Raw genomic sequence first — 26,017 nt, 5'->3', positions numbered from 1 at the left:
GCATGCACGCGCAGATCGGTGCGGTCCTGAGCGCGGTCCGGTGGGTCGACCGCCTCGCGGCCGAGTTCGTCGCCGCCGTCCGCACGCCGTTCCTGACCGAGATGATGACGTCGATGACCGGCCTCGGCTCCGTCACGGCCGGCGTCGTGATCGTCGGCCTGTTCTACCTCGCGGGCTGGCGCGAGGAGTTCGTTAAGAGCGTCGTCGCGCTCTCACTGCTCGGCGTCGTCGTCTGGGCGCTGATGTCGCTCGTCGAGCGCCCGTTCCCGCCGAATCCGGTCTGCGTGACCGAGGGCGGCGCCGGGACCACGAGCTCGTTCCCCTCCGGGCACTCCGCCGCCGTCACGGCGTACGCGGGGATCGCGTGGAACTCCGACGAGCTCCCGTTCGCGGCCACCGCGGGCTTCGCCGCCCTCATCTCGTTCTCGCGGATCTACCTCGGCACCCACTACCTCTCGGACACGCTCTTCGGGATCGGACTGGGGATCGCCGCGGTCCTGTTCGCGGAGTGGGTCCTCGACCGCGTCGGCGAGGAAGCGGTCCTCGACCGCCTGCCGTTCGAGGCCGACATCTGAGGGCGCCGGCGCGGTCGACGCCCCCGTAGCGACAACTATTTTTGACCGACTCGGGTACGGTAGCCCGCGCGCGGGTTGCCGAGCCAGGCCAAAGGCGTAGCGCTTAGGACGGCACAGCACCCCCGCAACACCGTTCTTGCGCACCAAAAGCGTTCGCTGTCTTGTGGTTTTGCTTGTGTAAGCACTATGACCGCAGATAATAGCGAAGTATCGTGGTCTCCGCCAACGATTGGTAAGTTCACTAGTCGGCGGGAACAGTATGAAGCGGTAGCGGAGGGGGCGGTACTAGGGTATCAACTACAAATCGTTGAACCTGAGCCCGCGTGAATTTCCAATACCGTTGGTTCGAGATGAGCAGATAACCGGTCACTCATCAGGCAGCGACATCAATTAGAATGACAGGGAATCTCGAATCGATGTGATGAGACCGCTTGAAGAGTCTGTATTCGTCTGTTCCTCTTCGACGAGACGTTCGATCTCGTCAAACAGCGTTTCTACTCTGGCTTCGATTTCATCTCGGACATCGCGGACAGTGTCCATGTCCTGTCCGTCGGGATTAACGAGATCCCACTCGTGGGACTCCACGCCGTACTGTGCAGGATCGAATTGCATGATAGAACACCCCATAGTAACCAGATAATCGCTGTTTTCGAGTTGTTCAAGTTCCGCGACCCACTTCGGGGTCCGACCAGCGATATCGATTCCCACCTCGGCCATCGCCTCAACGACCTCTTCGTGAACGGCGTCAGCGGGTTCTGTCCCGCCCGAATGTATCTCTACGAGTTCTTCTAACCCTCGTTTAGAGCGCTCACGCTCTGCGAAGGCGGCTGCCATCTGGCTTCGTCCCGCGTTGTGGACACAGACGAAGTCGAGCCGGATATTGTTATTTGCTATCATAGACCGATCTACTCTCGTACGGATAAGATAATTACTATGAGACACATATATTAATATATACTATTTGTGGCACAGTTTGCACTGCGTATCCCACACAGCGACCGTATCATGATGTGGATGATAAAATACGTTACAATTTTCGCCTTCCAATCGCTATATATTAGAATATATTACTATTAATTGGGATTCTTGTAGCTTGCGCACCGTCTTAGTATAATGCAATCAGCCGTACTTCTCAGGTGTCCAATGTGTAACGCTATTCACGCACTCGAAGGCCAACGAAACGAGTATTCAAAACAGGACCTGTACTCTCGTGTGAAGACTCATCTACGCGGCCACAACCTCAATGAACCCAAAATGGCGATTCGAAAGTACGGGATCGTTTCTGACGCCGTCGAAGTAGTCGTTTCTTCAGAGAACCGTCATCAACTTCCAATCGAGGCGTGGCAAAAACGTGACGACACGTGGCTCCCTGATGGTGTCCTATCCGACGGAGATACGTCTCCCACAGCGTCCGAATCGTTAGTTGAAGTCTCGTCTCACTGAGCAAATATGGGAGAGCAACCTATCGCAACGAAGCAAATCTGAAACATGAGTATTGATTATCTGTACATAGAGGTCCTCCCCACTGACTCAGAGATGGTAGGGCGCTTCCAATTGTGTATATTCAGAAGTCAGTCTGAAATATCGACTCCCCCTTGCCTATGATTCAATGACCGACAAAGACCTCACCGATCCCGAGTATTACCTCAACAGGGAACTCTCCGAGCTGGCGTTTCAAGAGCGGGTTCTCCGAGAGGGAATGGACGATCGGAATTTGCCGCTTGAACGACTCCGATTTCTCGCGTTCTTTACGAAGAACACTGACGAGTTCTTCATGAAGCGCGTTGGTGGACTCAAACAGCAGATCGATGCCGGTGTGACTGAGACAACACCGGATGGGCGGACACCAAAAGAGCAGTGGGTTGAAGTACTCGATACTGCACGCCCGCTCTTTCGACAGCAGTCAGAATACTGGCAATCTGTTCTCAAACCGACGCTTGCTGACGAAGGGATCGAGATCTGTACGCCCAATGAACTTCCCACAGAGTCACGAGAACAGCTACGGACGTACTTCGAAGAGTCTATTTTGCCGACGCTGACGCCACTCGCGTTCGATCCGGCTCACCCGTTCCCGTTCATCTCGAATCTTTCGCTTTCGCTCGCTGTACTCTCGTCGAATGGGAGTGACGAGCCGACCTTCACCCGAATTAAAATCCCTCCGAACCAACCTCGTTTGATCACTGTTTCTGGCGAGGCTGACAGGTATGTTCTCATCGAAGATCTTATTGAATGTAATCTCGATTTATTACTCCCGGATATCGATATTCGTGACGTATCGAAATTTAAAGTGACTCGAAACGCCGAGGTGCGTCGCAATGAGGAAGTTGCTGAAGACCTCATCGATATGGTTGAGGAGGTTATCGAACAGCGACGCTTCGCAACAATTGTTCGTCTAGAGGTTGACGCCGATATGCCCGAGGGGTCGCTGGCGATTCTCAAAGATCAGCTTGGGGTAGACGACCGAGAAGTGTTTCATCGGAAGGGGCCAATCGATTACGAGGACTTCTTCGAGCTTATTGATCTCGATCGTCCTGATCTTAAGCCCCCGTCGTGGTCACCCAAGCCGCATCCTCGATTGGGCTCAATAACGGGTGATACCGGTGACGAGACGACGAGTATCTTCGATGAAATCAAAAAGGGAGACATCCTCGCCCACCACCCGTATCACTCGTTCGAGGGGACGGTTCAGCGGTTCCTCAACGCGGCGGCAACCGATCCCAATGTACTCGCCGTGAAAGCGGCGATTTATCGAACGGCGAGCGATTCGAAGGTCATTCAAAGCCTCATCAATGCCGCCGAAAACGGCAAGCAGGTGGCAGTGATGGTCGAACTCAAGGCTCGATTCGACGAGAAGAATAATCTCGAATGGGTCCGGCAACTCGAAGAAGAGGGCATTCACGTTGCCTACGGGACTGTGGGATTGAAGACTCACACGAAGACGGCGCTTGTCGTCCGTCAAGAGGATAATGGCGTGCAACTCTACTCACACATCGGCACCGGGAATTACCATTCAGGGACTGCGAAGGGGTATTCTGATTTGGGGCTATTGACAGCGGACCGAGACATCGGGTTTGACCTCACGAAAGTATTCAACTTCTTTACCGGACCGACACTCGATGATCGCTTCCGGAAGCTCCTGATCGCGCCCGTGACGATGCGTGAGCGGTTCACTGAGATGGTCAGACGGGAGGCCGATCATGCTCGTGCCGGTCGACAGGCGCGAATTGTAGTCAAAGTAAATGGCCTTGAAGACCCGTCGATGGTCGAGGAACTCTATCGTGCGTCGATGGCTGGTGTCGAAATCGACCTCATCGTCCGAGATATTTGTCGACTTCGTCCCGGTATCGATGGACTGAGTGAGAACGTCACCGTCCATTCGATTGTTGGTCGATTCCTCGAACACGCTCGGATATTTTACTTCGAGAACGGCGGCAGCCCCGAGTGGTACATCGGGTCCGCTGATTGGATGACCCGCAATCTCGACTATCGAGTTGAGGCCGTCACTCCCGTCGAAGACATAGAGCTGCGTAGACAGCTCCGATTCATTTTGGAGGCGTCGGTAACAGATAACCGCCGTCGATGGGTGATGCAAAGCGACGGACGCTACGAACAGGTCTCTTCGGATGATGAACCGGTCCGAGACATCCAAGAGATACTGATGGCGGCCACGGAAGCGGCCGTTGACCGCGGATACGGCTTGGGAATGGTCGTCGATACGGAGCTCATTGATTCAGAGCTGCTGGTCGAAGATGTCGAAGGCGGCGGGGCAGATTCCGGGTTCGAGGGATCAAACGGAGACGATCCTGATGCTGAGGAGAAACAGGCTGATCCGGACGGGGGAGAGATATCTGTGTTCGACGCACACGCCGACCGCTGGTATCGCCCCGACAGCGAGACGTACGACTGGGCGGTTCGAACGAGCGACGGTGAACGCCGATATTTCAAGACACGTGACGGAGCGCGGAAGCGGCTTCAGGCCGAATACGAGTAACCTTGCGTCAGGAACGGCGGCTGATTAACTCGTAGGTGTTCTTGTCAAGCGACAATCCTCGGTGCGAGTAGGCGAGAGCGGTTAGGCCGGATCAACGACCTTCGAACTGGCGCGTTCCTGGTGTGTCTTCGCATCCATGGTGAGGAATTCGTCGTTCCGGTAGTCGTACGCGGTGAGTGTACCGCCGTAAACGCAGCCGGTATCGAGAGCGACGGCGTGTTCACGCTCTACCGGATGGTCATGGACGGTGTGGCCGAAAAAGACGCGGTGGGGTCCGTCGTACTCATCGTACCAGAACGGACCGTTATACCCGTCACCGTGAGGGGAACGCATTGTCAACAGCTCTTCGACGGTATGGTCTGCAAGTGACCGTTGGGGATCGATCCCGCCGTGTACGACGAGCACGTCCTCGAACGAAATGGCGACCGGAAGTGATTCGAAATACTCGCGGTCGCCGTCGCGGAGCCAATCCGGATCCTTATCACCGCGCACGATTTTCTGCTCGTTGTTTCCGCGGACGCTGACGAGACGCGGGTCCTCTCGGACGAGATCAATAACACCAGGGCTGTCCGGCCCTTTTCTCACAAGGTCACCGACGAAGACGACAAGATCGTCGTCATCCAATTCAAGCTCTGTAAGGAGTCGATCGAGAATTTCTCGGCTTCCGTGAACATCCCCGACAATGTAAATCTCTCCGTAGTTGTCGGTCTCGAACCGGTCGTGTTGTGCTTCAACGTCGGTAGCGAACTGAGGCTTTGTGTTCATGTGGTCAGGTCTAGAGCCGAAGCAGTTAGCCCGGGAATCAAACTTCAAGCTTTACTATTACCCACCCGAATTAATCAGTTTGTAATAGTAGACTATACCCCTATGTAGTTCTTGGTGAGGTGTCATACTCTTCCGTGGTATCCGGTGTCGCTTTGGGCGGGAGGTACAGAGAGACCGCGTTTCCTCCTGACGCTCGCGTCCTGAACGAGACCTCGCCGCCGAGAGATTCAATACACCACTTCATGACGAACAGTCCAATTCCGGATCCGTGAGACGTGTTCGTGGTCTCAGTTGGTGCGAAGAGTACCTCAAGCTCTTCATCTGAAATCGTCGAGTTTGTATCCTTGATACAGATCTCGACGCGGCCGGTGTTCGGTGATGGCCCAACGTTTATTTCCACGACTGGTGTATCGTCGTTGCTATGGATGATCGCGTTCTCAACCGCATGTGTGAGTGCGTAACCGAACGCGTCATTAATGTCAATCCACATCCTCTCACGTTCGTTAGTCGAGATCTCCGCGGCAGGATAGTCTGTACTAATTTGGGTTGTGATATCTCGAACACCGACTATTGCAGGACGACGAGTACATTCTGTATACGAATCTGTCACTGCCTGCTCAATCTCTTTAACCGACTCAGCCATGTTACCAAGGTTCTCACCTCGTAACCGAATCGTTTCAATAATATCTTTTACATCTTTTATTTCGGCATGTTCCGTGAGCTGATTCGTGTACCCCAAAATGATCGCGGCCTCGTTTCGAAGATTGTGTCGAAGAATACGCCAGAATAACTCTGCTCGGTGATGCGTCTCGTAGTAGTCTGTGATATCTCGTATTTCAACGTGGACGCAGTTTTCCCTCCCAGAGCGTTGTTGTGTCATAAACAGTTGAACCCAGATGAGTTCGCCATCCTCTCGTTTGACTCGCCAGGTAAACTGCTGTGACTGTCCGTTAGCACTCTCACGAAGTCGGTCGTGAAATTCAGATTCCGAGTGCGGGTACGTGTTTGCGGTGTATTCCGCCACGGAAAGGTGACGTAACTTTTCGACGTTGTATCCGAGTATCTGTTCTAGCCGCTCGTTCGTATCTAGAATGGTTCCTGTCTCCGGGTCATAGACTGCGACACCGATGTGGAGCGTATCATATTCGGACGGCAGTTCAAAACGCTTCTTCGAAGACATATTACGGATTGTACGAACCTACTACCCCGCTTTGTTGTTACTATGAGGAGTATATATTTCTCCGGTTGACTGTCTACTAATTCTTACACCTATTATAAGAATTCAACCGCTCTTCGGTGTTAACACCACTTGAGCAACACGTGACTCCCGATATCGATCGGAGACCGATCAACGAAGATACCGATGAAAGAACAGCATTTGAGGCCGGTTACAGTAATTTAACTCACCAGTTCGATAGGCGAGCTTCGGGTTCAGACCGAGTTACCGTGTTCCCCGCAGACGCGACGGATGACACCAAAATGTCGACGTGGATGACTGTCAATGTCGGGTGTGTGAAAAAGCTCGAATGTCTCCGATAGAAATTCACGCGGTACCGAGGAATACAACTTTCAACGGTGAATTAAACCGATCCCGGGGGGACGCACCGAATGAGTCGCTTGCGTTACTGAGAGGTGAAAATGGAGACTTCTTTTTGTGGTTATGAGGCGGCGGAAGTTTCTCAAAGGAGTATTTGATCAAGCCACGCTCGGCGCAGCCGTCTCCATAATTATCGGTCTATTTGAGGTGTGGTGCCCAGGTGTCTGGTCGTACCTAAGTACGGATACGCGTCCAACATCAATCACCACGGAGAGTAACATATCTCGAATAACCAATGATAACAGATACATATTGACATATAATTGGAGCGATCAGTCTAACTGGCGGTGGCGTTCAGAGTTTTCTATCAAGCAGTCCGTATACGCCGAGGCAGCCGAGCAGTCTCATGGATATTTTAGTGCGTACGAGGACGCAAAAACGAGCCGACACGTCGAACGGCTGACGGAACGGTTTGCTACCACTACCCTCGTGGAGGGAAACCCTGACCAGCCGCTTTCTGAATCAGCACGTTTTGAACGAGCACTCGGATTTGTACACTCGCTCGAATACATGACAGATATTGATACAAAAGGGGTCCCAGAGTATATCCGACCTGCCGAAGAGACGCTGGTCGATGGAGGTGGCGATTGTGAGGATTTGACATATCTATTGGCAGGGATTCGTTCACAGCCGTCGTTTGGATACCGAACTGCGATGGTACTACTTCCCGGACATATGCTTGTGGGTGTGCATAAAAACGACCTCCCAGTTGCGTATACCGGAGCACCTACACTCCCAGGAGACGAGTACGTGGCGATGGAAAGCGTCCGGCCTCAACCGGTTGGAGTCTACCGAGATGAGCCTGTGTTAGCCATTTATAACGATGGGTTTGAGTATGTCGATCGATCGGCAGTCATCGATACCACTACAAAATTCTTCCAAGACCCAACAGAATTTCAAACGGTCGCGGATCTTCGTATATAAATTATAGTAGATGACATTGTTCGAATCATTTGTTGACCACCGATTCAAAGACTATGCTACACACACATGCATGCCCGTCACTATTTGATTATCAAGGGTCTGGGTCGTACTCGTGAGTCGCCTCCCAATAGGCACCAATACGGGTGACTAACTGATCGGGATGTTCTGCAAAAAGCCGCTCGCCTAAGGGCCGACCTTGCCGATGGTATTCAGACCGCTTTGCGGTACTGATCTCGTTCAATATCTCTCTGATTTCCGATGTAAACAGTTCTTCCTCATTCATTACTATGGCGAATTCAGCGAGATCGTTTTCATAGCCGATGATATCAGATAGTTCTTTGAGCTCTGTTCGCCGGCTTTTTATCGGTCCAACCCATACTCGCCGGAGCAATCTACAGTGGTAGCGATGGTATTTGATTCGCTTGCGCCATTCGTGAAAATGCTCGAACTCCGGATCGTCGTACGCCTCTTGCATTCGGTTACGAGCCCGTTTGTACGACTTGCGTAATCCACCAGCTACCGAGTCGAACCCCTCTGTTGCGATGGGGAGGTCAGACACTCGCTTTCGTCCGTCGACCAAGTCCGCACGAACCTCACTCAACCGTCGTTCCACATTTTGCTCGGCAGCTATCGTATCACGACGGGTAACTAGTGTTGTCCGAATATCACTGAGCGTCGCGTCATCTAAGGCATCACGCGCTTCAATCGCAGGTTCGAGGTGGTTATCGAATGTTTCGATGGCAGCGTGGGCATCGCGGATGGCGGAAATGCGTCTCGCGGCATCCCGGTAGTGGACATTCTCCCGTTTGTATGTCGGTAAGACCGGACGGACAAGACGAACAGCCGCTCGTATCTCTTTACAACGCTTACGAACCTCATGGACCGTCTCGTGGGTATCTGTATCACTGTCTATATGATCAATACCCCGTTGTACTTTTGTGTCGATAATGCGCTTGATCCCATCTGAAACGAGCTCATCGGGTTGCAGCGTGTAGTTCATGTGTGTTTTGGTTAAGTTTCAATCTCCTCCGAAATTTCTCTAAGGGCCTTTGCGACGGCTTCGACTTCGAGAGTAGATCCGAAGGACTCGAACTCATCAAGTGCGGTATCCGACCAGTTCACTGTGGCTTTTTGTTCTTCAATAAATCCTTCGAGGAAAACGGCGGCGCGGTAGGCCTCTTGAGGATTTGGATCAGGAGGAATATCTGATGGGACAATTGAGTTGAGATCGTTCTGGTACTCTCGAATCTCAAACTTCCACTCGCCCGAAGCGTCGCAGAGCGAATCATAGCGCTTCTCGTAGGTGGGGGTGTCTGATGTACGTTTCATCTTCATGTAATTATATAGCAGTATGATATACAATGTATTCTTCGGTTGAGCCAGGGCTACTGAAGATCTCCTGTATATTCAGGAGATAGTTTTGGCGTGTTTCAGACAGAACAACAGCCAATTCGGTAGTTGCCTCCCCCCTACTGACCGGAATCAGGTCAAAATCGAATGGCTGAGAAGCAAGTCACCAGCACCCCAAGAAGAGAACACTCGTGTCTCAATAGCAGCCCCGCCGAGTACCAGCACCCCATAAACGTGGAAACTGACTTTTAGAGATGCGGCACGATCGTGTGTGAGGAGGCGTGACGAAGCATTTTGCAATATTTTATGTAAGGTGATCCCACGTCGACAAGCGCATATGACGGACGAAGACGACCCAAGCGGATTCAAAAAAGAGGAGGAGTATTTAGAGACGGCATCGATGGGACCAGCAAAAGAAAAAATCAAACTCGGAGAAGGGATATCTCCGACTCGAATTCTAATCGAAATCACCTACGTAACCGGGTCGGAGAAAGACGCAACTGGCAGTATCGAACTTGTCAACCTCTGTCGGCACGACGCCAGCGACGAGTATGATGAAGAGACACGGGAGCTCGATTATAGTGACTTAGAGAGAGACCTACAGTTGCGAGTCGATGCTTTAATCGATTATACCCGATTCGACACGTCCTCCTCTGAGTCAGAGGGTGAGTCTGACGCAGATGTACTGAAACGATATCACGGAAAAGGGGGCGAGTGAGATAGCCCGCGGGACAAGTGCGGGACCGGATGCGGAGCGGCGGACCCCTACGGGATTGCGTCCTCAGCGCGGACGCGAACGGTTGTATCGCATAACGCTACGCCGTGGATTACTTTTAAATAAACAGGGTGAGACACCCGCGATACAAGCAAAAGCACGGGATACGAAATGGCTATAAGCGAGCGCAAAATATGCGCACATGCCGCGGTAGAGCCCTTGTGGTTGGCGATTAAGTGGCTCTGACCGCAAGAGTAAGCGCGGGTTGCCGAGCCAGGCCAAAGGCGTAGCGCTTAGGACGCTATCCCGTAGGGGTCCGCCGGTTCGAATCCGGTCCCGCGCATGCTTCTCAGAGCAGTTCGCGAGGAGAAGCATCACGACGAGGATTCGAACCCTCCCAGACGCGCGCAGCGAAGCGAGCACGTCTGGTTCCGGTTCGAGTCCGGTCCCGCGCATGCTTCTCCGAGCAGTTCGCGAGGAGAGGCATTTCGACGACGATTCGAACCCTGCAAGACGCAGCGCGAACAAGGTGAGCGACCGTCTTGCTCCGGTTCGAATCCGGTCCCGCGCATGCTTCTCCGAGCAGTTCGCGAGGAGAAGCATCGCTATGAGGTGTGTCGGGGACGGGAACCAGGCCGAACGGAGCGACAACGGAACGAACGACCGCTTTGCTCCGGCCGAGGTCACCACTTGAGGGCGACTGTTCGAGAGGCCACAGAACCCCGCGACCGACGCCGGGAGCCCGCGCTCACCACACGCTGCCGCGGTACTCGAGAGACATGTGGTCGATCGTGTCCGGCGGGATCCCCATTTCCTCGAACATGGTACGGAAGACGGCGCGAACGGCCGCCTCCTCGAACGACCGGGACGCGCGCGTCTGCGCGTCGACCTCGACGCCGCCGTGGTAGTCGAGGTGAACGCGGTAGGTGTACCCGTCCGCTTCGTGCGTCACGGTCGCCCGGGAGAGCACGAAATCGACGCTCCCGAGCCGCCCGTCGCCAGCGTAGTACTCGCGCTCGTGCCAGCCGTCGCCGGGCGACGAGGTCGCGTTGACGGTCGCCGCGCTCGCCGTCAGCGCGTCGTACGTGGCTTCGAACGCCACCGGCTCGCCGACCTCGACGCTCGGGGTGCCGGCGCCCGGTTCGGCGGGATCGGTCGTCCTGATCTCGGTTTTGATCTCCTCGACGTACGCCTCCGCGGTGGGCTCGTCCATCTCGAACAGGAGCGTGAGGCGGTCGACGAGCCACTCGTCGGGCGGGAGGTCGTCGACCGTGAAGCCCCCGCGCGCATCGTCCGCGAAGAGCGTCACGACGGTCGTCCCCTCGTCGGCGTAGAACGTCGCCCACAACCGCTTCGTCTCCGAGTGGTCGAACGTGACTCTGAACGCCTCGTACTCCGGGCCGAGCTCGGCGTCGAGCTCGTCGATGCCCTCGGGGTGGAAACCGCTGGACTCGACGCGCTCGACCGCGTAACCGGCGGCTCCGGCCCGCGCGAGCGCGTCCTCGTACGCGACGCCCGAGACGGTCACGCCGTCGGAGGAGTACGACGCCACGTCGGACCCGATCAGGACCCCGGCGAACACCGCGTACGCGGCGACGCCGACAACGACGACCCCGACGAGGGCGACCGCGACCCATCTCCATGCCTTCATACTGAATGACACTTCCCGCGAGGGTATAGCTGTGCCGTCGACACCGCCGGGACAGACGGTCTCCGCATCAGGTGCGGAGGTCGACCGCGGTTGCGACCGAGCTCCCGTCAACGCTTGCCGCCGACCGAGCTCCCGTCAACGCTTGCCGCCGACCGCGTCCCCGCACAAACGCGACCGCTATCGCGGAACGCCGACAGCGTTCGCCGTTGTGACCCGCGTTAAACCGATACGAGCAGATGAGCGGGTATGGACACTGAATTCGCGTACTGGGTCCCGAACGTCAGCGGCGGGCTGGTCGTGTCGGACTGGGAGACGGAGACGGACTGGACGTACGACTACAATCTCGACCTCGCCCGCACGGCGGAGGACGTCGGCTTCGACTACGCGCTCGCACAGGCGCGCTTCTTCGGCAGCTACGGCGCCGAAAAGCAGCTGGAGGCGCTGTCGATCGCCAACGCGCTCGCGGCGCAGACCGACGAGCTACACGTCATCGGCGCGGTGCATCCGGGGTTGTGGGAGCCCGGCCCGCTGGCGAACTTCATCGCCACCGCCGACCGCATCAGTAACGGCCGCTTCTCGATCAACGTCGTCTCCGGCTGGTTCAAAGGGGAGTTCACCGGGTTCGGTCAGCCGTGGCTCGCGCACGACGAGCGGTACGCCCGTTCGACCGAGTTCATCGAGGTGTTGCAGGCGCTGTGGACCGAAGACCGGGCGACCTACGACGGCCGATTCTACACGATCGGAAAGGACATCGACGGCTTCGAGGGCGCGCCGATGGAACCAAAGCCGGTTCAAGACCCGTACCCGCAGGTGTTCCAGGGCGGGAACTCGCAGGCGGCCCGGGAGATGGCCGCGAAGCACGCCGACGTGCTGTTCATCAACGGGGGAAGCCTCCAAGAGATCCGCGCCGTCATCGAGGACGTCGAGGAGTACGCCGCGGAGTTCGGCACGGAGCCGCCGCGGTTCGCCGCGAACGCGTTCGTCATCCAGCGGGACACCGAGTCCGAGGCCAAGGCGGTCCTCGAGGGGATCATCGAGAACGCCACCGACGAGGCGGTCGACGCGTTCAAACAGCAGGTGAAACAGGCCGGGCAGTCGTCGGCCGAGGGCGACGGGATGTGGTCGGACTCCGAGTTCGAGGACCTCGTCCAGTACAACGACGGGTTCAAGACCGGGCTCATCGGCACCGACGAGCAGATAATCGAGCGCGTCCGGAAGCTCGACGCGATCGGCGTCGTCATCGTCCTCGCGGGCTTCCTCGACTTCGAGCCGGAGCTCGAACGCTTCGGCGAGACGATCATCCCGGCGATCGAGGCGGCCGACCCGCTCGATCCGGACGAGATCGAGGCGGTCGACGAGATCGAGGACGTCGGCGGCGCGAAGGTGGCGAAGTGATGGCCGAGCGAACGCTCCTCGGGATCGTCGGCAGCGTCTCCGCCGACTCCCGGACTCGGACCGCGGTCGAGGTCGCGCTGGACGCGGCGGCTGACACGCATGACGTCGACACCGCTGTCCTTCACCTCGCCGACTACGACCTCGCGACCGCCGACGGGCGCGGGATCGGCAACCACGAGGGGGACACCGCCGACGCGCTCGAACTGATCGTCGAGGCCGACGCGTACGTCGTCGGCACGCCCGTCTACCGCGGGTCGTACTCGGGCGCGCTGAAGAACCTCTTCGACATGGTGCCCCGCGGGGAGTGGCAGGGCGACGTCGCGCCCTTCGAGAACGCCGCGGTCGGGCTCGTCGCGACGGGCGCGACCGACCACCACTTCCTCGCGGTCGACCAGGAGCTCCGCCCGGCGTTCGCGTTCTTCGGCGCCCACACGGTCGGGGGCGCGACGTACGCGAGCGGCGACGACTTCGCGGACGGAGAGCTCGTCGACGGGGGGGTTGGCGACCGGCTCGCGACCCTCGGCGAGGCCACCGTCGAGCTGGCGGCGGCGATCGACGATGGCGACGCACTCGGGTCGCTCGGACCGGCGGTGTAGCGTCCCCGGGCCCTCGGCGTCACCAGGGTCCGCGAGATCACCGAGACGACGGCCGCGGCGCTCGTCGGATTCCTACGGCGCGGTGCTCGGTGCCAGTCAGAGTTATGTCGCCGCCGGCACGACCGCCGCGTATGACCACCGACGCCTCCGGGACGCTCGGCGACCGGTTCTGGCGGCGGCACTCGAACCCCAAGAGCGGCTGGACGCGCGTCCCGCTGGGTCCGGTCATCGTGTACGCCGTCTACCGCCGCGACTGGCGACTGCTCTGTGCCGCGCTCGCGTGGACGGCGATCAACCCGCTCCTGTTCTCGCCGCCCGAGACCGACGACGCCTGGATGACCCGAGCGGTGCTCGCCGAGCGGTGGTGGATCGGCGAGGCGGGGAACCGGACGGTCGGGCTCGGCTATCCGAACGTCTGTAACGCCGCCGGAGCGCTCGGCTTCGTCTACGCACTGTCCGCCGCGTGGCGCCGGTCGCCGAGGGGCGCGACGCTCGGCGCCGTCGCCAGCGTCGCCCTGAAGCTCTGGTGGCTCCGCGTGTTGGTGAGGCGGTACGACCGCCGAGACGAGTAGCGTCGCGAACGCGCGTTGGCGTTGTCGCCGAGCGACTCGTTGCGCTGGCTCTGTTAAAATCGTCTTCCTCAGACGTATTCTCGTTTGAAACGCCCGGGCGCTGAGGCGTACTAACTGATTGTTACGGATTCTACTAGTTCGAAGAGATGTCCCGACAGTCGTGCGAGATACACAGCGCGAATGCAGTACGAGGTCGCCCTATTGCCTGTTTAACGCTGAACAGCTAGATTGAATTCACCAACACACCAACAATATCGGCCGCATTAAGCTCTACACGCGGATCGTAGACTTCCTCGACGATCACGCTGACTCCAGCGATTCGCCTCAGTCGTCAGGTTCGACAGGGATGTCAACGCCGCCGTCCGCCCTGCCGCCGGCCCCATCTGTCTCCACCGCCTCGGCGAGGTCTTCCAGCGTGAGCGCGACGTTGCGCTTGTTCGCCTTCCAGAGCGCGTCGACCACAGTACCAACGTAGGGGATGGATCCCCCCACCACGTCGATACTGATGTTCGTGAGCATCTCTACCAACGTCGTGAAGGAGACTCCGAGATACGCCGACTCGGCGACGATGTACAGGGAGAAGGCGGCACTCACTAGGTCGCCAGCGACGGGGAGTGCTCCCAGAACGGGATCGATTCCGATGCGGAAACCGATGCCGGGAACGCGCACGCTCTCGTCGAGTATATACGCGACCGTCTCCATTCGCTTGAGCGCGGCCTCGTCGACGTTCTCCGGTAGTTCACCATCGTAGTCGATGTCGAACCGTGATTCGAAGGCCGCGGGCATGGCCCAACGTTTCGGGTGGGAGACGGAAAACCTGCGTGGTGGATGTCGTGCGACACGAGTGGGAGTTCGATCGCGAGGTACTATCCTTCCAGTATGGGTCGCCTATCGGCTGTATCTAGCAGTTCGGGTCTGAAGCAACCCTAGTTGGTAATTTTGAGGGAGGGAAAACCTCAGATATTCTCCTCGTCAGCGACGACCCTGTGGCATGGCTGAACACTGTGATAAGTGCGGGACTGAACTTGACCCATCGCAGGCCCGCCACCAGCAATACCAAATTGAGCACGCATCGGATTCGATCGAGACGCTGGATGGTCGTCTGTGTTCGGATTGTTTCTGGGAGTTTAAAGAGTGGCTCGAAACGGAGCAAGTCACCTAACGGCATTCCGAAGACTGCCCCCCTCTGTATCGGTTACACCCATACTGACAGACTGCAGAGAATATGAAACGGCGCTGCTGTATACAAGCCGCGAGTCTTGCACGGTAGCATCCCAGCAGACCGAGCAGAGCAGCCATCAAATATACTACTCTGGCGACACAGTCGTCTCTCAGCCTTCCTCCCTTTTTTTGATAGTGGCAAAGACGTATATGCACTAAAACGATAGAAAAGGTGTGAATCAAATTAACGTGGCTGACGTAGCGGACCAGTTGGCTGAGGACGGAGAAATGGAAACCGAACTGATGCGTGAGGTCTCGTTCAGTCTCCAAGTGATGCGGTTCGAGCCGGGTGACGAGGATCCGATGCATGCTCACGCTGAAGAGGAAATTTACCTCGTTAACACGGGCGAAGCGACACTCGTGACCGAAGACGAGTCCGTTGAGGTCGCCTCGGGTGATGTTATCCATCTCGGGTCCGGGACAGATCACCAATTTACCGACTTCGACGACGAGTTCACCGTCACGGTGATATACGCGCCCGCAGAGGGCTCTCAAGCGGTATAATGATTGATTGACCTCGCAGCAGGATAGTCACTAACTCCGCCCCTGCCTAACGCTTCCGCCCTGAGCCGTCCCGGACGGCCAGTTCGACTCATCTAACGAACCAACTCCGGTTGCTGACTACAGCCTCTAAATGTTGCACGAGTGTTTTACCAGTCGGTGGATCGTTCGTCGTTCTCCGCGTTACTTCGGTGGCCTAGATTTCGTATCAAGACTTTCGTGAACGCGGCATCACGATTGAATGACGGATGACACCACGAGTGCAACTCAACGAGTGGGATACACTGGTTGACGAACTACGTCGATTCGGTCGTGCGGGTGATGTAACGGCTACTGATGATCGGATTCACATCGACATCGGCTCTGCACGTGTCGAATTGTCGCGCGATGGGACGCTCCAGGCTGGGATGCCATTGCACGATTTCACGTACGATGACACCGTTGCGGTTGTCATAGATCACGACGCCGGCACTCTCACAGTTGACGCAGATACGGTAAGCTACACATTCAGGCGGCCAAGTGGGTGATGACTACATCCTCTGTATCTCGCACGTCGTTTCTGACACGATGTGGGGGAAAGACTCTGCATTAGTGGTGCGTCTCCTGCCCAAACCGGAATCGACTCAGACCCGATCAACTGCTACGTGTCGTAGGAGCCGTTGCACTGAGAATTCTTCGGGATTCCGGGATACCGAAAGGTCCCGCTCGGAGCGTGAGACGCGGGGGCCGCGAACACTCACTCCTCGCTGAGGCCGGCGACCACGACGTACAGCCCGAACGTCGCCATCACCGTTCCCGCCAGCTGCGTGCCTGCGGTCGGGAGGAAGCCGACGTCGGGGTACAGCAGCGGGGCCAGCATGAACCAGCCGCCGAACGCCGTCGTCAGGACCGCGGGCGGGAGGCTCGGCTCCCCCGTCGCCCGGAGCAGCTGGAGGTTCCGCGCCGCGAACACCAGTCCGAGGAGCCCGCTCGAACCGATGCTCCCCGTGAACGCACGGGAGCTATCGACCGCGAGCGGGAGCACCGCGACGCCGGCACACGTGACAGCGCAGATGGCCGTCGACGCCAAGAGGAACCGCGACGGTCGGTGTTGCACACGATTGCGTTGGGTTCGCGTTCAATAATTCTTCCGTCGCGACCACAGTCGGCGGGGTCGGTCTCGGGATATCACCGCCGCCGAGTGGGCGAAGATCGGAACGAAAACAGATTCCGTGTACACCGTCATTGATTGCTGGTTTCACCACTCATATGTGGGCGTGTCGTATCCGTTGGCACATGGCGGGACCGCCGATCCACGAGTTACACTTCGCGGAGGAACCGAGCGTCGACCGAGTCCCCGGCCCGAACTCGCGGCGCCTGCTCGACAGACAGGACACCATCGACAGCAGCGCGGTCGCGTACCCGAACGACATCCCCCTCGCGTTCGAGGAGGGGAAGGGCGCGACCCTCAAGGACGCCGACGGGAACGTGTTCCTCGACTTCTTCGCCGGCATCGGCGTCTACAACGTCGGTCACGCGAACCCGTACGTCAACGAGGGCGTCCACGAGCAGATCGACAAGCTCACCCACACCGTCGACTTCCCGACCGAGCCCCGCCTCGATCTCATCGACAAGCTCGACGAGATCGCGCCCGGGAGTCTCGCCGGCAACAGCCGGTTCGTCTTCGGCGGTCCCACCGGCAGCGACGCCGTCGAGGCGTCGATCAAGCTCGCGAAGTACAACACGGGCGGCAACGGGCTGCTCGCGTTCCGGAACTCCTACCACGGGGCGACGGCCGGCGCGATGAGCATCACGTCGAACAAGAAGTTCAAGAAGCCGTACGCGCCGCTGTTGCCCGACGTGGTCCACGCGCCGTTCCCGTACCCCTTCCGCGAGGGGCGGAGCCCCGAGGAGTCGGTCGACCGCGCGCTCGAAGAGGTCAGGGCGATCGTCGAGGAGCCGTACGGCGGCCTCACGGACCCGGCCGGCATCTTCGTCGAGCCGATACAGGGCGAGGGCGGCGTCGTCGCCCCGCCGGACGGGTTCCTCTCGGGACTCCGCGCGATCGCCGACGAGAACGACCTCCCGCTGATGTTCGACGAGATCCAGGTCGGGATGGGACGCACCGGCGAGTGGTGGGCGTCCGAACACTACGACGTGACGCCTGACGTGATGACGACCGCGAAGGCGCTCGGCGGGAACGGCCAGCCGCTGTCCGGAACGATGTACCACGAGGACCTGGACACGTGGGGGCCGGGCGATCACGCGGGCACCTACCGAGGCCACGTCCCCGCGATGGTCGGCGGTCTGCGCGCGATCGAGTACATCGAGTCGCACGACCTGCTCGACCACGCGACGGAGGTCGGCGCGTGGATCCGCGACCGCCTCCGCGACGCCGGCGACGGCGACCCGGGGCTCGGCCAAGTCCGCGGCAAGGGGCTGTTCGTCGGCGCCGAGTTCGTCGACGCGAACGGCGACCCGGACGACGACCGCGTCGAGGCGATCCAGGAGTACTGCTACGAGCACGGCGTGCTCGTCTGGACGGCGGGCCAGTACGGCAACGTCGTCAGGCTGCTGCCGCCGCTGGTCCTGACCCAGCGGCAGGCGGAGGTCGGCACCGAGGTCATCGCCGACGCGATCGAAGCGACCGCGGAGCTGGCGATCGCGGAGTAGTCGGGCTCCGGCAACGTATCGCGTCCCGGTTCCGGTGGAATCGCGCGCGCTCAGAAACGTCGCCCGCGGCCGGGAAGCGACCTCACGCGGGCAGCGCCGAATCGGGCACCGTCCCGTCCTCGTCCCACCCGCGGTGTTCGTAGTACGATTCGATGGCGTCGTCGAGCCCGGGGAGCTCCTCCTCGTACGGGAGCCGGTCGTCGTCGACGTCGAGCCCTCGCTGATTGTTGAAGTGGCGCTCTAAGGTGACGGTCCGAGCGCCCGCGGCGAGCAGCTCCTCGAAGTCGGCGTCGAAGAGGAGCTCGTAGCGCTCCGGCGTCATGAAGTCCCGAGAGAACTTGCAGACGACGCCGCTGTCGTTGAGCGCCATCAGGTTCTCGCGCTCGACGAGCCGCTCCGCCTTCCCCTCGAACCCCGCGGGCTCCATCGCCTCGCCCTCCTCGACGAGGGGGTACTCCACGGAGTAGAACGTCGCGTACATGTGGTCGGCCCCGCGGTTCGCGACCGCGTACGAGAGCGCCTGCCCGTGGAGGAGCCGCCCCTCGTGGGCCGCGAAGTCCATGTTCTTCACCGACCAGTTGCCGACGCCGAGGTCGTCGTGGATCCGGCCGATCCCCTCCGCGAGCCGGTCGCCCACGCCGTCGCGGTGGGCGATCTGCTCGACGAGGTCCCAGATGAGCTCGCGGTTGCCGAACTCGTCCTCGGCGGCGAGGTACGCGGCGATCGTGTTGCCCGCGGAGATGGCGTCGAGCCCGTACTCGTCGCAGAGCCGGTTCGACTCCATCACGTCGACGATGTCGTCGACGCCGGAGTTCGAGCCGAACGCCATCGCCACCTCGAACTCGGGCCCCTCCGTCTCGACGCCGCGGGCCTCGTCGCGGGTCGGGAGCTTGCAGGCGAACGCGCACGCCGAACACGTCCCCTTCTTGTACTTCTTGTCGGCGACGGCGGCGCCGTTGATCCCCTCGACGCCCTCGAAGGAGCGCTCGGAGAAGTAGTACGACGGCAGCCCGTCCATCTCGTTGGCGAGGTCCATCACGGCCACCGTCCCCTGCTCTTTCATGATGTGGTCCTCGGTGGCGGCCTCGCGGTGGACGTCGTTGGCGGTCGCGTCGATCGAGAGCTCGGGCGCCGAGTCGCCGCCGAACGTGACGGCCTTGACGTTCTTCGAGCCGAGGACCGCGCCCAACCCGCCGCGGCCGAACGCGCGCTCCTCGGTCGTCATGATCGACGCGAACCGGACCTCGTTCTCGCCCGCGGGCCCGACGGCCGCCGTCCGGTCGCTGGAGATGTCGTGTTCGTCGTCGAGGTAGTCGGCCGTCTCCGAGATGGTCGCTCCGGCGAGCTCCGGCACGGTTTCGAACTCGACGCCGTCGTCGCGCACGTGGACGACGACGAGCTCGTCGCTCGCGCCCGCCAGCTCGATCGCCCCGTACCCCGTCGCCGCGAGGTGGCGCGACACGAAGCCGCCGGCGTTCGACGACAGCAGCCCGTCCGTCAGCGGCGAGAGGGCGGTGCAGTTCGTCCGCCCCGTGAAGCTCATCTGGGAGGCCTGCATCGGCCCGGTGGTGAACACGGCGCGGTTCTCGTCGCCCAGCGGATCCGCGTCGAACGGGATCCGCTCGTGCGCGAGCCGCGTCGCCACGCCCCGTCCGCCGATGTATCGCTCCTGAACCCCCGTGATGTCCGTCTCGGACGTCGTCCGCTCGCCGACGTCGATCGACAGCAGCGGCCCGGTACTGTGTAGCATGTGCGACTATCAGTAGACGCGGTACAAAAAACCGACCCAAACCGCCCGAATTGAGGGTTTCACGCCCTCTCGACCGCGCTCACGAGACAGCTCGCGCGGCGTCTCAGCGACGCTTCGGGGCGAATTCGCGGGATTCGCGGGAGATGCGTACACAGTATCTGTTTTTAATGTACACGATAAATTTATACTCCTGCTGTCTGATCTCCTTCGTAGACGTCCTGTTATCATGCCACGGGAACACATCTTCGACGAGGCGGAGTACGAGCGGCGGGTGGCTCGGACGAAAGAGCGGTTGCGCGAGCGCGACCTCGACGCGATCGTCGTCAGCGACCCGGCGAACATGAACTACCTGACCGGCTACGACGGCTGGTCGTTTTACGTCCACCAGGCGGTCGTGGTGACGCCCGACCGCGACGAGCCGATCTGGATCGGTCGGGACATGGACGGCGACGGCGCGCGGGCGACGACGCACCTCGCCGAGGAGAGCGTCCGCGCGTACAGCGACGACCACGTGCAGTCGCCCCAAGACCTCCACCCGATGGACTACGTCGCCGGCGTCCTCGAGGAGCTGGACGTCGCGGACGGCCGTATCGGCTTAGAGATGGACGCCGCTTACTTCACCGCGAAGTCGTACACCCGACTGCAGGGGAACCTCCCGGACGCCGAGTTCGCGGACGCGACGCTGCTCGTCGCCTGGATCCGGGTCAAGAAGTCCGACCAAGAGCTGGAGTACATGCGGCAGGCCGCCCGCATCTCCGAGAACGCGATGCGGGCCGGCCTCGACGCCGTCGGCGAAGGCGTCCCGGAGTACGAGGTCGCCTCCGCCATCTACCAGCAGCTGATCGACGGGACCGACGAGTACGGCGGCGACTACCCCGCGATCGTCCCGTTGATGCCGTCGGGCGACCACACGGGGACGCCCCACCTCACGTGGACGGACCGGCGGTACGAGGCGGGCGACCCGGTGATCATCGAGCTCTCCGGCTGTCGGCACCGCTACCACTCGCCGCTGGCGCGGACGACGTTCGTCGGCGAGCCGCCGGCCGAACTGCAAGAGACCGCCGATATCGTCGTCGAGGGGATCGAGGCGGCGCTCGACGCGGTCGAGCCCGGCGTCACGTGCGAGAGCGTCGAGCAGGCGTGGCGCACGACGATCGAGCGGTACGGGCTCGAGAAGGAGGACCGCATCGGCTACTCGATGGGGCTCGGCTACCCGCCGGACTGGGGTGAGCACACCGCGAGCATCCGCCCGGGCGACGACACCGTCCTCGAGGAGAACATGACGTTCCACATGATCCCCGGCATCTGGACCGACGAGATCGGCATGGAGATCAGCGAGACGTTCCGCGTCACGTCCACCGGTGCGGAGACGCTGGCCGATTTCCCCCGAGAGCTGTTCACCGCCTGACCGAGATCGAGCGAACGAGGCCGACCACGTCGCACCGACCGTCCCGCGCTGACCACGCCGCACCGACCGTCCCGCGCTGACCACGCCGCACCGACCGTCCCGCGCTGACCACGCCGCACCGACCGTCCCGCGCCGACCACACGAGCCACGCTACGGCCGACACCACTTATGAGCACGACACCCACCGTCGACGACGAAGAAGCAGAGACAGAGTCCGAATCGACCCTCGCGACCGCCCGGAAGCAGCTCCAGCGCGCCGCGACCAACGTCGACGTCGATCCGGCGATCATCGAACGCCTCAAACACCCGACGCGGGTCCAGCAGGTCTCCGTGCCGCTCGAACGAGAGGAGGGCGGCGTCGACGTCTTCACCGGCTACCGCGCCCAGCACGACGACGTCCGCGGCCCGTACAAGGGCGGGCTCCGGTATCACCCGGAGGTCACCGCCGACGAGTGCACCGGCCTCTCGATGTGGATGACCTGGAAGTGCGCCGTGATGGACCTCCCCTTCGGCGGCGGGAAGGGCGGGATCGCGGTCGATCCCAAATCGCTGACCGACGACGAGCGCGAGCGGCTCACCCGGCGGTTCGCGGAGGAACTGCGCGACGTCGTCGGGCCGACGAAGGACGTTCCCGCGCCCGACATGGGGACCGACGCCCAGACGATGGCGTGGTTCATGGACGCCTACTCGATGCAGCAGGGCGAGACGATCCCGGGCGTCGTCACCGGGAAGCCCCCCGTCATCGGGGGGTCGTACGGCCGCGAGGCGGCGCCCGGCCGGTCGACGGCCATCATCACGCGCGAGGCCGTCGACTACTACGACCGCGAGCTCGCCGACGCGACCGTCGCGGTGCAGGGGTTCGGCTCCGTCGGCGCCAACGCGGCCCGCCTCCTCGACGACTGGGGCGCGACCGTCGTCGCCGTCAGCGACGTGAACGGGGCGATCTACGATCCGGACGGCCTCGACACGCGCGCGGTCCCAACCCACGAGGAGGAGCCCGAAGCGGTGCTCACCCACGAGGCGCCGGAGACGCTGTCGAACGAGGCGGTCCTCGAACTCGACGTGGACGTGCTGATCCCCGCGGCCGTCGGCAACGTGATCACCGCGGGCAACGCCGACGCTGTCGACGCCGACATCGTCGTCGAGGGGGCGAACGGGCCGACGACGTTCGCCGCCGACGCGATCCTCGCCGAGCGCGACGTGGCGGTGATCCCGGACATCCTCGCGAACGCCGGCGGCGTCACGGTGTCGTACTTCGAGTGGCTCCAGGACATCAACCGGCGGACGTGGTCGCTGGAGCGCGTCAACGAGGAGTTAGAAGAACAGATGCTGTCCGCGTGGTGCGACGTGCGCGACGAGGTCGACGCGCGCGACCTGACGTGGCGCGACGCCGCCTACGTGGTCGCGCTGTCCCGGGTCGCCGAGGCGAAGGGGGCGCGCGGGCTCTGGCCCTGACGGGTCGCGGGCGCTGAGGCGCCGCGCCCGGCGCCTGTCACCGCGCGATACGGATCCGCCCGATCAGTCGTCCGCGTCCGGCGTGACGACCGCGTTCTCCAACTCACCGCCCTCCTCGAGCGCCGCGACGTTGGTCGCGACGATGTCGGCCAACCGGTCCCAGTGCTTTGGCGTGTGGCCGCCCGTGTGCGGAGTGATGAGGCAGTTCTCTAAGTCCCAGAGGACGTGGTCCGACGGGAGCGGCTCGGGGTCGGTGACGTCGAGGGCGGCGCCGCGGATGCCCTCGGTCTGCAGCGCGGACACCAAGGCGTCGGTGTCGACGAGGCCGCCGCGGGCCGCGTTGACGACGACCGCCTCGGGCGGGAGCGTCGCCAGCTCCGCCTCCCCGACCATCCCGCGGGTCAGGTCGTTGAGCGGACACGCGAGCACGACGTAGTCGCTCCGCGCGAACGCCGCGTGGATGTCCTCGTCGTCGAACCCGAGCACCTCGTCGGTGGGGCCGCCCTTCTCCGGCGTGTAGCGGATCCCGATCGTCTCCACCTCGAACCCGGCGAGCCGCTGGACGACCGCCTGTCCGATCGAGCCGAGCCCCACGACGGTGACCGTGCTGTCGGTGAACTCGCGCGACTGGAAGTGGCGCCACTCGCCGTTCGTCTTCCGGCGGAACCCCTCGTGGAGGTCGCGCGCGAAGACGAGCATGTTGGCGATCGACTGCTCGGCGATTCCGGGGGCGTGGATACCCCCCGCGTTCGTCACGCAAACCCCGTGATCGCGGAGCGCGTCGGTCGGGACGTGGTCGGTGCCGGCGAAGGTGCACGCGAACAGCTCAAGTCGGTCGGCGCGCTCGAGGAGGTCGGCGTCGAGCGTGATGCCGGTCGCGACGCGGGCCCGCGGCACGAGGTCGCGCTCCTCGGCGGGCGTCCGCGCGAGCGCGACCGTGCGGTCCGGGAGCCGCTCGCGGAGCGCGTCCGCGTACGACGCCATCGACAGTCCTTCCGTTCCCTCCCGCAGCACGACGACGTCCGGATCGGCGGTCTGGTGTGAACTCATGAGCGGTGGGCGCGTCGGAACGACGCGTTGGCGGATCAACGCGAGGGGGTTTCTTAGCTTTTTGTGTATCCTACGTACACGACAATTGTGTACGATCAACTACTCTTAAGACGGTCGAGTGAGAGAGCCACTCGCATGAACGAACCGATCCGCGATCGGCTCGCCAGCGTCCGCCGACGATTCCACCGCCACCCGGAGCCGGCGTGGCGCGAGTTCCTCACGACGGCGACGCTCGCCGAGGAGATCCGGGCGATCGGCGTCGACGAGCTCGCGATCGGTCCGGACGCGTACGACCCGGCCGACCGCATGGCCGTCCCCGAGGCGGACCTGGGCCCGTGGGTCGAGCGCGCCCGCGAACGCGGCGCGGACCCGGAGCTACTCGACCGCATGACCGGCGGAAACACCGGCGCCGTCGCCGTGCTCGACCGCGGCGACGGGCCCGTAATCGGGCTCCGCGTCGACATCGACGGGCTGTTCATCGAGGAGTCGACCGACCCCGACCACGACCCCGTCGACGAGGGGTTCCGCTCCGAGATCGACGGCACGATGCACGCCTGCGGCCACGACGTCCACATGACGTGGGGGCTCGCGGTCCTCGAAGCCATCGCCGAGAGCGACTTCGCCGGGCGGCTGGTCGTCTTCTTCCAGCCGGCCGAGGAGACCGGGGGCGGCGGTCACCCGATGGCGGAGAGCCGGTTCGCGGACGACCTCGACTACCTGCTCGCGGTCCACGTCGGCCTCGATCACCCGACCGGCGAGGTGGTCGCCGGGATCGAGAAGCCGCTGGCGATGGCGCACTTAGACGCGACGATCGAGGGCACGTCGGCGCACGCGGGGAAGGCGCCGAACGAGGGCGACAACGCGATGCAGGCGATGGGGACGGCGATCGTGAACGCGTACGGGATCGCCCGCCACGCCGACGGGATGACGCGCGTGAACGTCGGGAAGGCGGAGGCCGGCACCGCGAGCAACGTCATCGCCGAGCGCGCTCGGATGGAGGCCGAGGCGCGCGGCGAGACGACCGCGCTGATGGAGTACATGAAACACCGCTTCGAGACCACCGTGCGCGCCGCCGCGGCGATGCACGGCTGTCGCGGGACCGTCGACGTGGTGAGCGAGTCGCCGCGCGCGGACAGCGACCCGGAGCTGCAGGCGCTGGTGACGGACGTGGCCGGGGGGGTCGACGGGATCGACACCGTGCTCCCGGCGGCGGACTTCGGCGCGAGCGAGGACGCGACGTTCCTGATGGAGCGCGTTCAGGAGGCGGACGGGCTCGCCTCGTACCTCATCGTCGGCACGGACCACCCGACGAGCCACCACACCCCGACGTTCGACGTCGACGAGCGGAGCATCGGTCACGGCGTGGACGTGCTCGTCGGCGCGATCCGCGACCTCGAACGGCGACACCCGGTTCCGCGCGCCGAGACGCCCGGAGACGCGCGTCCGACCACCGAATGACCGAGGGCGATCCCGACGACCGCGACCGCGCTGACAGCGACCCGGACCCCGGGGAGCCGGACGCGTCGGCGACCGTCACGCGCGCCGACGTCGAGGCCGCACGCGACCGGCTCGCCGGCGTCGCGCATCGGACGCCGCTCGACACCTCGCGCACCTTCGCCGAGATGAGCGGGGCGGACTCGCCGGGGCTCAAGCTCGAACAGCTCCAGCGGACCGGCTCGTTCAAGATCCGCGGGGCGTACAACGCGATGGCGCGGCTGTCCCCGGTCGAGCGGGAGAAGGTCGTCGCCGAGGCGCGGCTCGCGCTCGCGTCGTGGCTGGCGCGGGTCGGCGAGGTCGTCGACGCCGTGACGGCCGAGGGCGCCGAACTCGACGCCCTCGAACGGGCGCG

At 61.6% G+C, this 26,017-nt stretch carries 21 protein-coding genes, 1 tRNA gene and 1 pseudogene; 13 read left to right on the top strand and 10 right to left on the bottom strand.

From position 1 onward, the window contains the following. The first annotated feature begins 2 nt into the window (after positions 1 to 2). A complete protein-coding gene (locus DJ82_RS11225; RefSeq protein ID WP_094523887.1) occupies positions 3 to 575 on the top strand; it encodes a phosphatase PAP2 family protein in 573 nt (190 codons plus the stop codon). A 390-nt stretch (positions 576 to 965) separates the two neighbouring features. Here DJ82_RS11225 and DJ82_RS11215 read toward each other — a convergent pair whose 3' ends face one another. Continuing rightward, positions 966 to 1,472: a low molecular weight phosphatase family protein gene (locus tag DJ82_RS11215; protein ID WP_094523888.1), complete on the bottom strand. Its 507-nt coding sequence runs from the start codon at positions 1,470 to 1,472 to the stop codon at positions 966 to 968. 712 nt (positions 1,473 to 2,184) lie between these two features. Here DJ82_RS11215 and ppk1 point away from each other — a divergent pair. Continuing rightward, positions 2,185 to 4,566 carry a polyphosphate kinase 1 gene (ppk1, locus tag DJ82_RS11205; protein ID WP_094524919.1) on the top strand — a complete coding sequence of 794 codons (2,382 nt, stop codon included), beginning with the start codon at positions 2,185 to 2,187 and terminating at the stop codon, positions 4,564 to 4,566. An 81-nt stretch (positions 4,567 to 4,647) separates the two neighbouring features. On the opposite strand, the gene DJ82_RS11200 is transcribed toward ppk1, so the two are convergent. The 4 genes from DJ82_RS11200 to DJ82_RS14605 all read right to left on the bottom strand — a co-directional run bounded on the left by DJ82_RS11200 (position 4,648) and on the right by DJ82_RS14605 (position 9,181). After that, positions 4,648 to 5,331, bottom strand: coding sequence for a metallophosphoesterase family protein (locus DJ82_RS11200; protein ID WP_094524920.1), 684 nt, complete (start codon positions 5,329 to 5,331; stop codon positions 4,648 to 4,650). A 100-nt stretch (positions 5,332 to 5,431) separates the two neighbouring features. After that, positions 5,432 to 6,511 carry a PAS domain-containing sensor histidine kinase gene (locus DJ82_RS11195; RefSeq protein WP_094581823.1) on the bottom strand — a complete coding sequence of 360 codons (1,080 nt, stop codon included), beginning with the start codon at positions 6,509 to 6,511 and terminating at the stop codon, positions 5,432 to 5,434. 1,432 nt (positions 6,512 to 7,943) lie between these two features. Continuing rightward, on the bottom strand, positions 7,944 to 8,852 hold the full coding sequence (locus DJ82_RS11180) for a CHAD domain-containing protein (protein ID WP_094581821.1): 909 nt from the start codon (positions 8,850 to 8,852) through the stop codon (positions 7,944 to 7,946). Positions 8,853 to 8,863: 11 nt separating this feature from the next. Then, positions 8,864 to 9,181: a hypothetical protein gene (locus DJ82_RS14605; RefSeq protein WP_143420544.1), complete on the bottom strand. Its 318-nt coding sequence runs from the start codon at positions 9,179 to 9,181 to the stop codon at positions 8,864 to 8,866. 358 nt (positions 9,182 to 9,539) lie between these two features. Here DJ82_RS14605 and DJ82_RS14600 point away from each other — a divergent pair, with 358 nt between their 5' ends. Together DJ82_RS14600 and DJ82_RS11175 are read left to right on the top strand one after the other, a co-directional pair. Further along, positions 9,540 to 9,920 (top strand): hypothetical protein, encoded by a 381-nt coding sequence (locus DJ82_RS14600; RefSeq protein ID WP_143420542.1) that lies wholly within the window; start codon positions 9,540 to 9,542, stop codon positions 9,918 to 9,920. Between the two features lie 255 nt (positions 9,921 to 10,175). After that, positions 10,176 to 10,260 (top strand) — tRNA-Leu (locus DJ82_RS11175). Positions 10,261 to 10,665: 405 nt separating this feature from the next. Here the strand turns inward: DJ82_RS11175 and DJ82_RS11170 are convergent. After that, positions 10,666 to 11,568: a hypothetical protein gene (locus DJ82_RS11170; protein WP_094581820.1), complete on the bottom strand. Its 903-nt coding sequence runs from the start codon at positions 11,566 to 11,568 to the stop codon at positions 10,666 to 10,668. Positions 11,569 to 11,814: 246 nt separating this feature from the next. Here DJ82_RS11170 and sfnG point away from each other — a divergent pair, with 246 nt between their 5' ends. From sfnG to DJ82_RS11155, 3 genes are all read left to right on the top strand, one after another. Further along, positions 11,815 to 12,963 carry a dimethylsulfone monooxygenase SfnG gene (sfnG, locus tag DJ82_RS11165; protein WP_094581819.1) on the top strand — a complete coding sequence of 383 codons (1,149 nt, stop codon included), beginning with the start codon at positions 11,815 to 11,817 and terminating at the stop codon, positions 12,961 to 12,963. Continuing rightward, positions 12,963 to 13,559, top strand: a complete 597-nt coding sequence (locus DJ82_RS11160) for an NADPH-dependent FMN reductase (RefSeq protein ID WP_094524926.1) — start codon at positions 12,963 to 12,965, stop codon at positions 13,557 to 13,559. Before sfnG ends, DJ82_RS11160 begins: the two co-directional genes overlap by 1 nt. Before the next feature lie 131 nt (positions 13,560 to 13,690). Beyond that, a complete protein-coding gene (locus DJ82_RS11155; RefSeq protein ID WP_094524927.1) occupies positions 13,691 to 14,131 on the top strand; it encodes a DUF6653 family protein in 441 nt (146 codons plus the stop codon). A gap of 324 nt (positions 14,132 to 14,455) precedes the next feature. Here the strand turns inward: DJ82_RS11155 and DJ82_RS11150 are convergent, their stop codons facing one another. Beyond that, entirely contained in the window at positions 14,456 to 14,917 is a 462-nt protein-coding gene (locus DJ82_RS11150) for a DUF4112 domain-containing protein (protein ID WP_094524928.1), read from the bottom strand. A 609-nt stretch (positions 14,918 to 15,526) separates the two neighbouring features. Here DJ82_RS11150 and DJ82_RS11145 point away from each other — a divergent pair. Further along, entirely contained in the window at positions 15,527 to 15,856 is a 330-nt protein-coding gene (locus tag DJ82_RS11145) for a cupin domain-containing protein (RefSeq protein ID WP_094524929.1), read from the top strand. Between the two features lie 733 nt (positions 15,857 to 16,589). Here the strand turns inward: DJ82_RS11145 and DJ82_RS11135 are convergent. Further along, positions 16,590 to 16,949 (bottom strand): hypothetical protein, encoded by a 360-nt coding sequence (locus DJ82_RS11135; RefSeq protein WP_198948055.1) that lies wholly within the window; start codon positions 16,947 to 16,949, stop codon positions 16,590 to 16,592. Positions 16,950 to 17,128: 179 nt separating this feature from the next. Here DJ82_RS11135 and DJ82_RS11130 point away from each other — a divergent pair, with 179 nt between their 5' ends. After that, a complete protein-coding gene (locus DJ82_RS11130; protein ID WP_094526003.1) occupies positions 17,129 to 18,505 on the top strand; it encodes an aspartate aminotransferase family protein in 1,377 nt (458 codons plus the stop codon). An 82-nt stretch (positions 18,506 to 18,587) separates the two neighbouring features. On the opposite strand, the gene DJ82_RS11125 is transcribed toward DJ82_RS11130, so the two are convergent. Further along, positions 18,588 to 20,255 carry an aldehyde ferredoxin oxidoreductase family protein gene (locus DJ82_RS11125; RefSeq protein ID WP_094524932.1) on the bottom strand — a complete coding sequence of 556 codons (1,668 nt, stop codon included), beginning with the start codon at positions 20,253 to 20,255 and terminating at the stop codon, positions 18,588 to 18,590. 226 nt (positions 20,256 to 20,481) lie between these two features. Between DJ82_RS11125 and DJ82_RS11120 the strand changes: the two genes are divergently transcribed. Both DJ82_RS11120 and gdhB read left to right on the top strand, forming a co-directional pair. Beyond that, the gene (locus DJ82_RS11120) at positions 20,482 to 21,663 is read left to right on the top strand and encodes a M24 family metallopeptidase (protein ID WP_094581818.1); all 1,182 of its coding nucleotides are present in this window, start codon (positions 20,482 to 20,484) and stop codon (positions 21,661 to 21,663) included. 168 nt (positions 21,664 to 21,831) lie between these two features. After that, positions 21,832 to 23,118, top strand: coding sequence for a glutamate dehydrogenase GdhB (gdhB, locus tag DJ82_RS11115; RefSeq protein WP_094581817.1), 1,287 nt, complete (start codon positions 21,832 to 21,834; stop codon positions 23,116 to 23,118). A 63-nt stretch (positions 23,119 to 23,181) separates the two neighbouring features. Here gdhB and DJ82_RS11110 read toward each other — a convergent pair whose 3' ends face one another. Then, positions 23,182 to 24,168, bottom strand: a complete 987-nt coding sequence (locus tag DJ82_RS11110; protein WP_094558332.1) for a D-2-hydroxyacid dehydrogenase — start codon at positions 24,166 to 24,168, stop codon at positions 23,182 to 23,184. Positions 24,169 to 24,303: 135 nt separating this feature from the next. Between DJ82_RS11110 and DJ82_RS11105 the strand changes: the two genes are divergently transcribed. Both DJ82_RS11105 and DJ82_RS11100 read left to right on the top strand, forming a co-directional pair. Next, positions 24,304 to 25,626: an amidohydrolase gene (locus DJ82_RS11105; RefSeq protein WP_094581816.1), complete on the top strand. Its 1,323-nt coding sequence runs from the start codon at positions 24,304 to 24,306 to the stop codon at positions 25,624 to 25,626. Then, positions 25,623 to 25,911, top strand: a pseudogene (locus DJ82_RS11100) (serine/threonine dehydratase); the annotation flags it as partial. The gene DJ82_RS11105 and the pseudogene DJ82_RS11100, both read left to right, overlap by 4 nt. Positions 25,912 to 26,017: the final 106 nt, after the last annotated feature.

The organism is Halorubrum sp. Ib24, assembly GCF_002252745.1.
Taxonomy (GTDB): Archaea; Halobacteriota; Halobacteria; order Halobacteriales; family Haloferacaceae; genus Halorubrum.
This window is presented reverse-complemented; position numbering and strand designations above follow the sequence as displayed.

Excerpts from the sequence above, each read along its gene's own strand:
- DJ82_RS11225 (WP_094523887.1), top strand. The coding sequence starts at position 3 with ATGCACGCGCAGATCGGTGCGGTCCTGAGCGCGGTCCGGTGGGTCGAC.
- DJ82_RS11215 (WP_094523888.1), bottom strand. The coding sequence starts at position 1,472 with ATGATAGCAAATAACAATATCCGGCTCGACTTCGTCTGTGTCCACAAC.
- ppk1 (WP_094524919.1), top strand. The coding sequence starts at position 2,185 with ATGACCGACAAAGACCTCACCGATCCCGAGTATTACCTCAACAGGGAA.
- DJ82_RS11200 (WP_094524920.1), bottom strand. The coding sequence starts at position 5,331 with ATGAACACAAAGCCTCAGTTCGCTACCGACGTTGAAGCACAACACGAC.
- DJ82_RS11195 (WP_094581823.1), bottom strand. The coding sequence starts at position 6,511 with ATGTCTTCGAAGAAGCGTTTTGAACTGCCGTCCGAATATGATACGCTC.
- DJ82_RS11180 (WP_094581821.1), bottom strand. The coding sequence starts at position 8,852 with ATGAACTACACGCTGCAACCCGATGAGCTCGTTTCAGATGGGATCAAG.
- DJ82_RS14605 (WP_143420544.1), bottom strand. The coding sequence starts at position 9,181 with ATGAAACGTACATCAGACACCCCCACCTACGAGAAGCGCTATGATTCG.
- DJ82_RS14600 (WP_143420542.1), top strand. The coding sequence starts at position 9,540 with ATGACGGACGAAGACGACCCAAGCGGATTCAAAAAAGAGGAGGAGTAT.
- DJ82_RS11170 (WP_094581820.1), bottom strand. The coding sequence starts at position 11,568 with ATGAAGGCATGGAGATGGGTCGCGGTCGCCCTCGTCGGGGTCGTCGTT.
- sfnG (WP_094581819.1), top strand. The coding sequence starts at position 11,815 with ATGGACACTGAATTCGCGTACTGGGTCCCGAACGTCAGCGGCGGGCTG.
- DJ82_RS11160 (WP_094524926.1), top strand. The coding sequence starts at position 12,963 with ATGGCCGAGCGAACGCTCCTCGGGATCGTCGGCAGCGTCTCCGCCGAC.
- DJ82_RS11155 (WP_094524927.1), top strand. The coding sequence starts at position 13,691 with ATGACCACCGACGCCTCCGGGACGCTCGGCGACCGGTTCTGGCGGCGG.
- DJ82_RS11150 (WP_094524928.1), bottom strand. The coding sequence starts at position 14,917 with ATGCCCGCGGCCTTCGAATCACGGTTCGACATCGACTACGATGGTGAA.
- DJ82_RS11130 (WP_094526003.1), top strand. The coding sequence starts at position 17,129 with ATGGCGGGACCGCCGATCCACGAGTTACACTTCGCGGAGGAACCGAGC.
- DJ82_RS11125 (WP_094524932.1), bottom strand. The coding sequence starts at position 20,255 with ATGCTACACAGTACCGGGCCGCTGCTGTCGATCGACGTCGGCGAGCGG.
- DJ82_RS11120 (WP_094581818.1), top strand. The coding sequence starts at position 20,482 with ATGCCACGGGAACACATCTTCGACGAGGCGGAGTACGAGCGGCGGGTG.
- gdhB (WP_094581817.1), top strand. The coding sequence starts at position 21,832 with ATGAGCACGACACCCACCGTCGACGACGAAGAAGCAGAGACAGAGTCC.
- DJ82_RS11110 (WP_094558332.1), bottom strand. The coding sequence starts at position 24,168 with ATGAGTTCACACCAGACCGCCGATCCGGACGTCGTCGTGCTGCGGGAG.
- DJ82_RS11105 (WP_094581816.1), top strand. The coding sequence starts at position 24,304 with ATGAACGAACCGATCCGCGATCGGCTCGCCAGCGTCCGCCGACGATTC.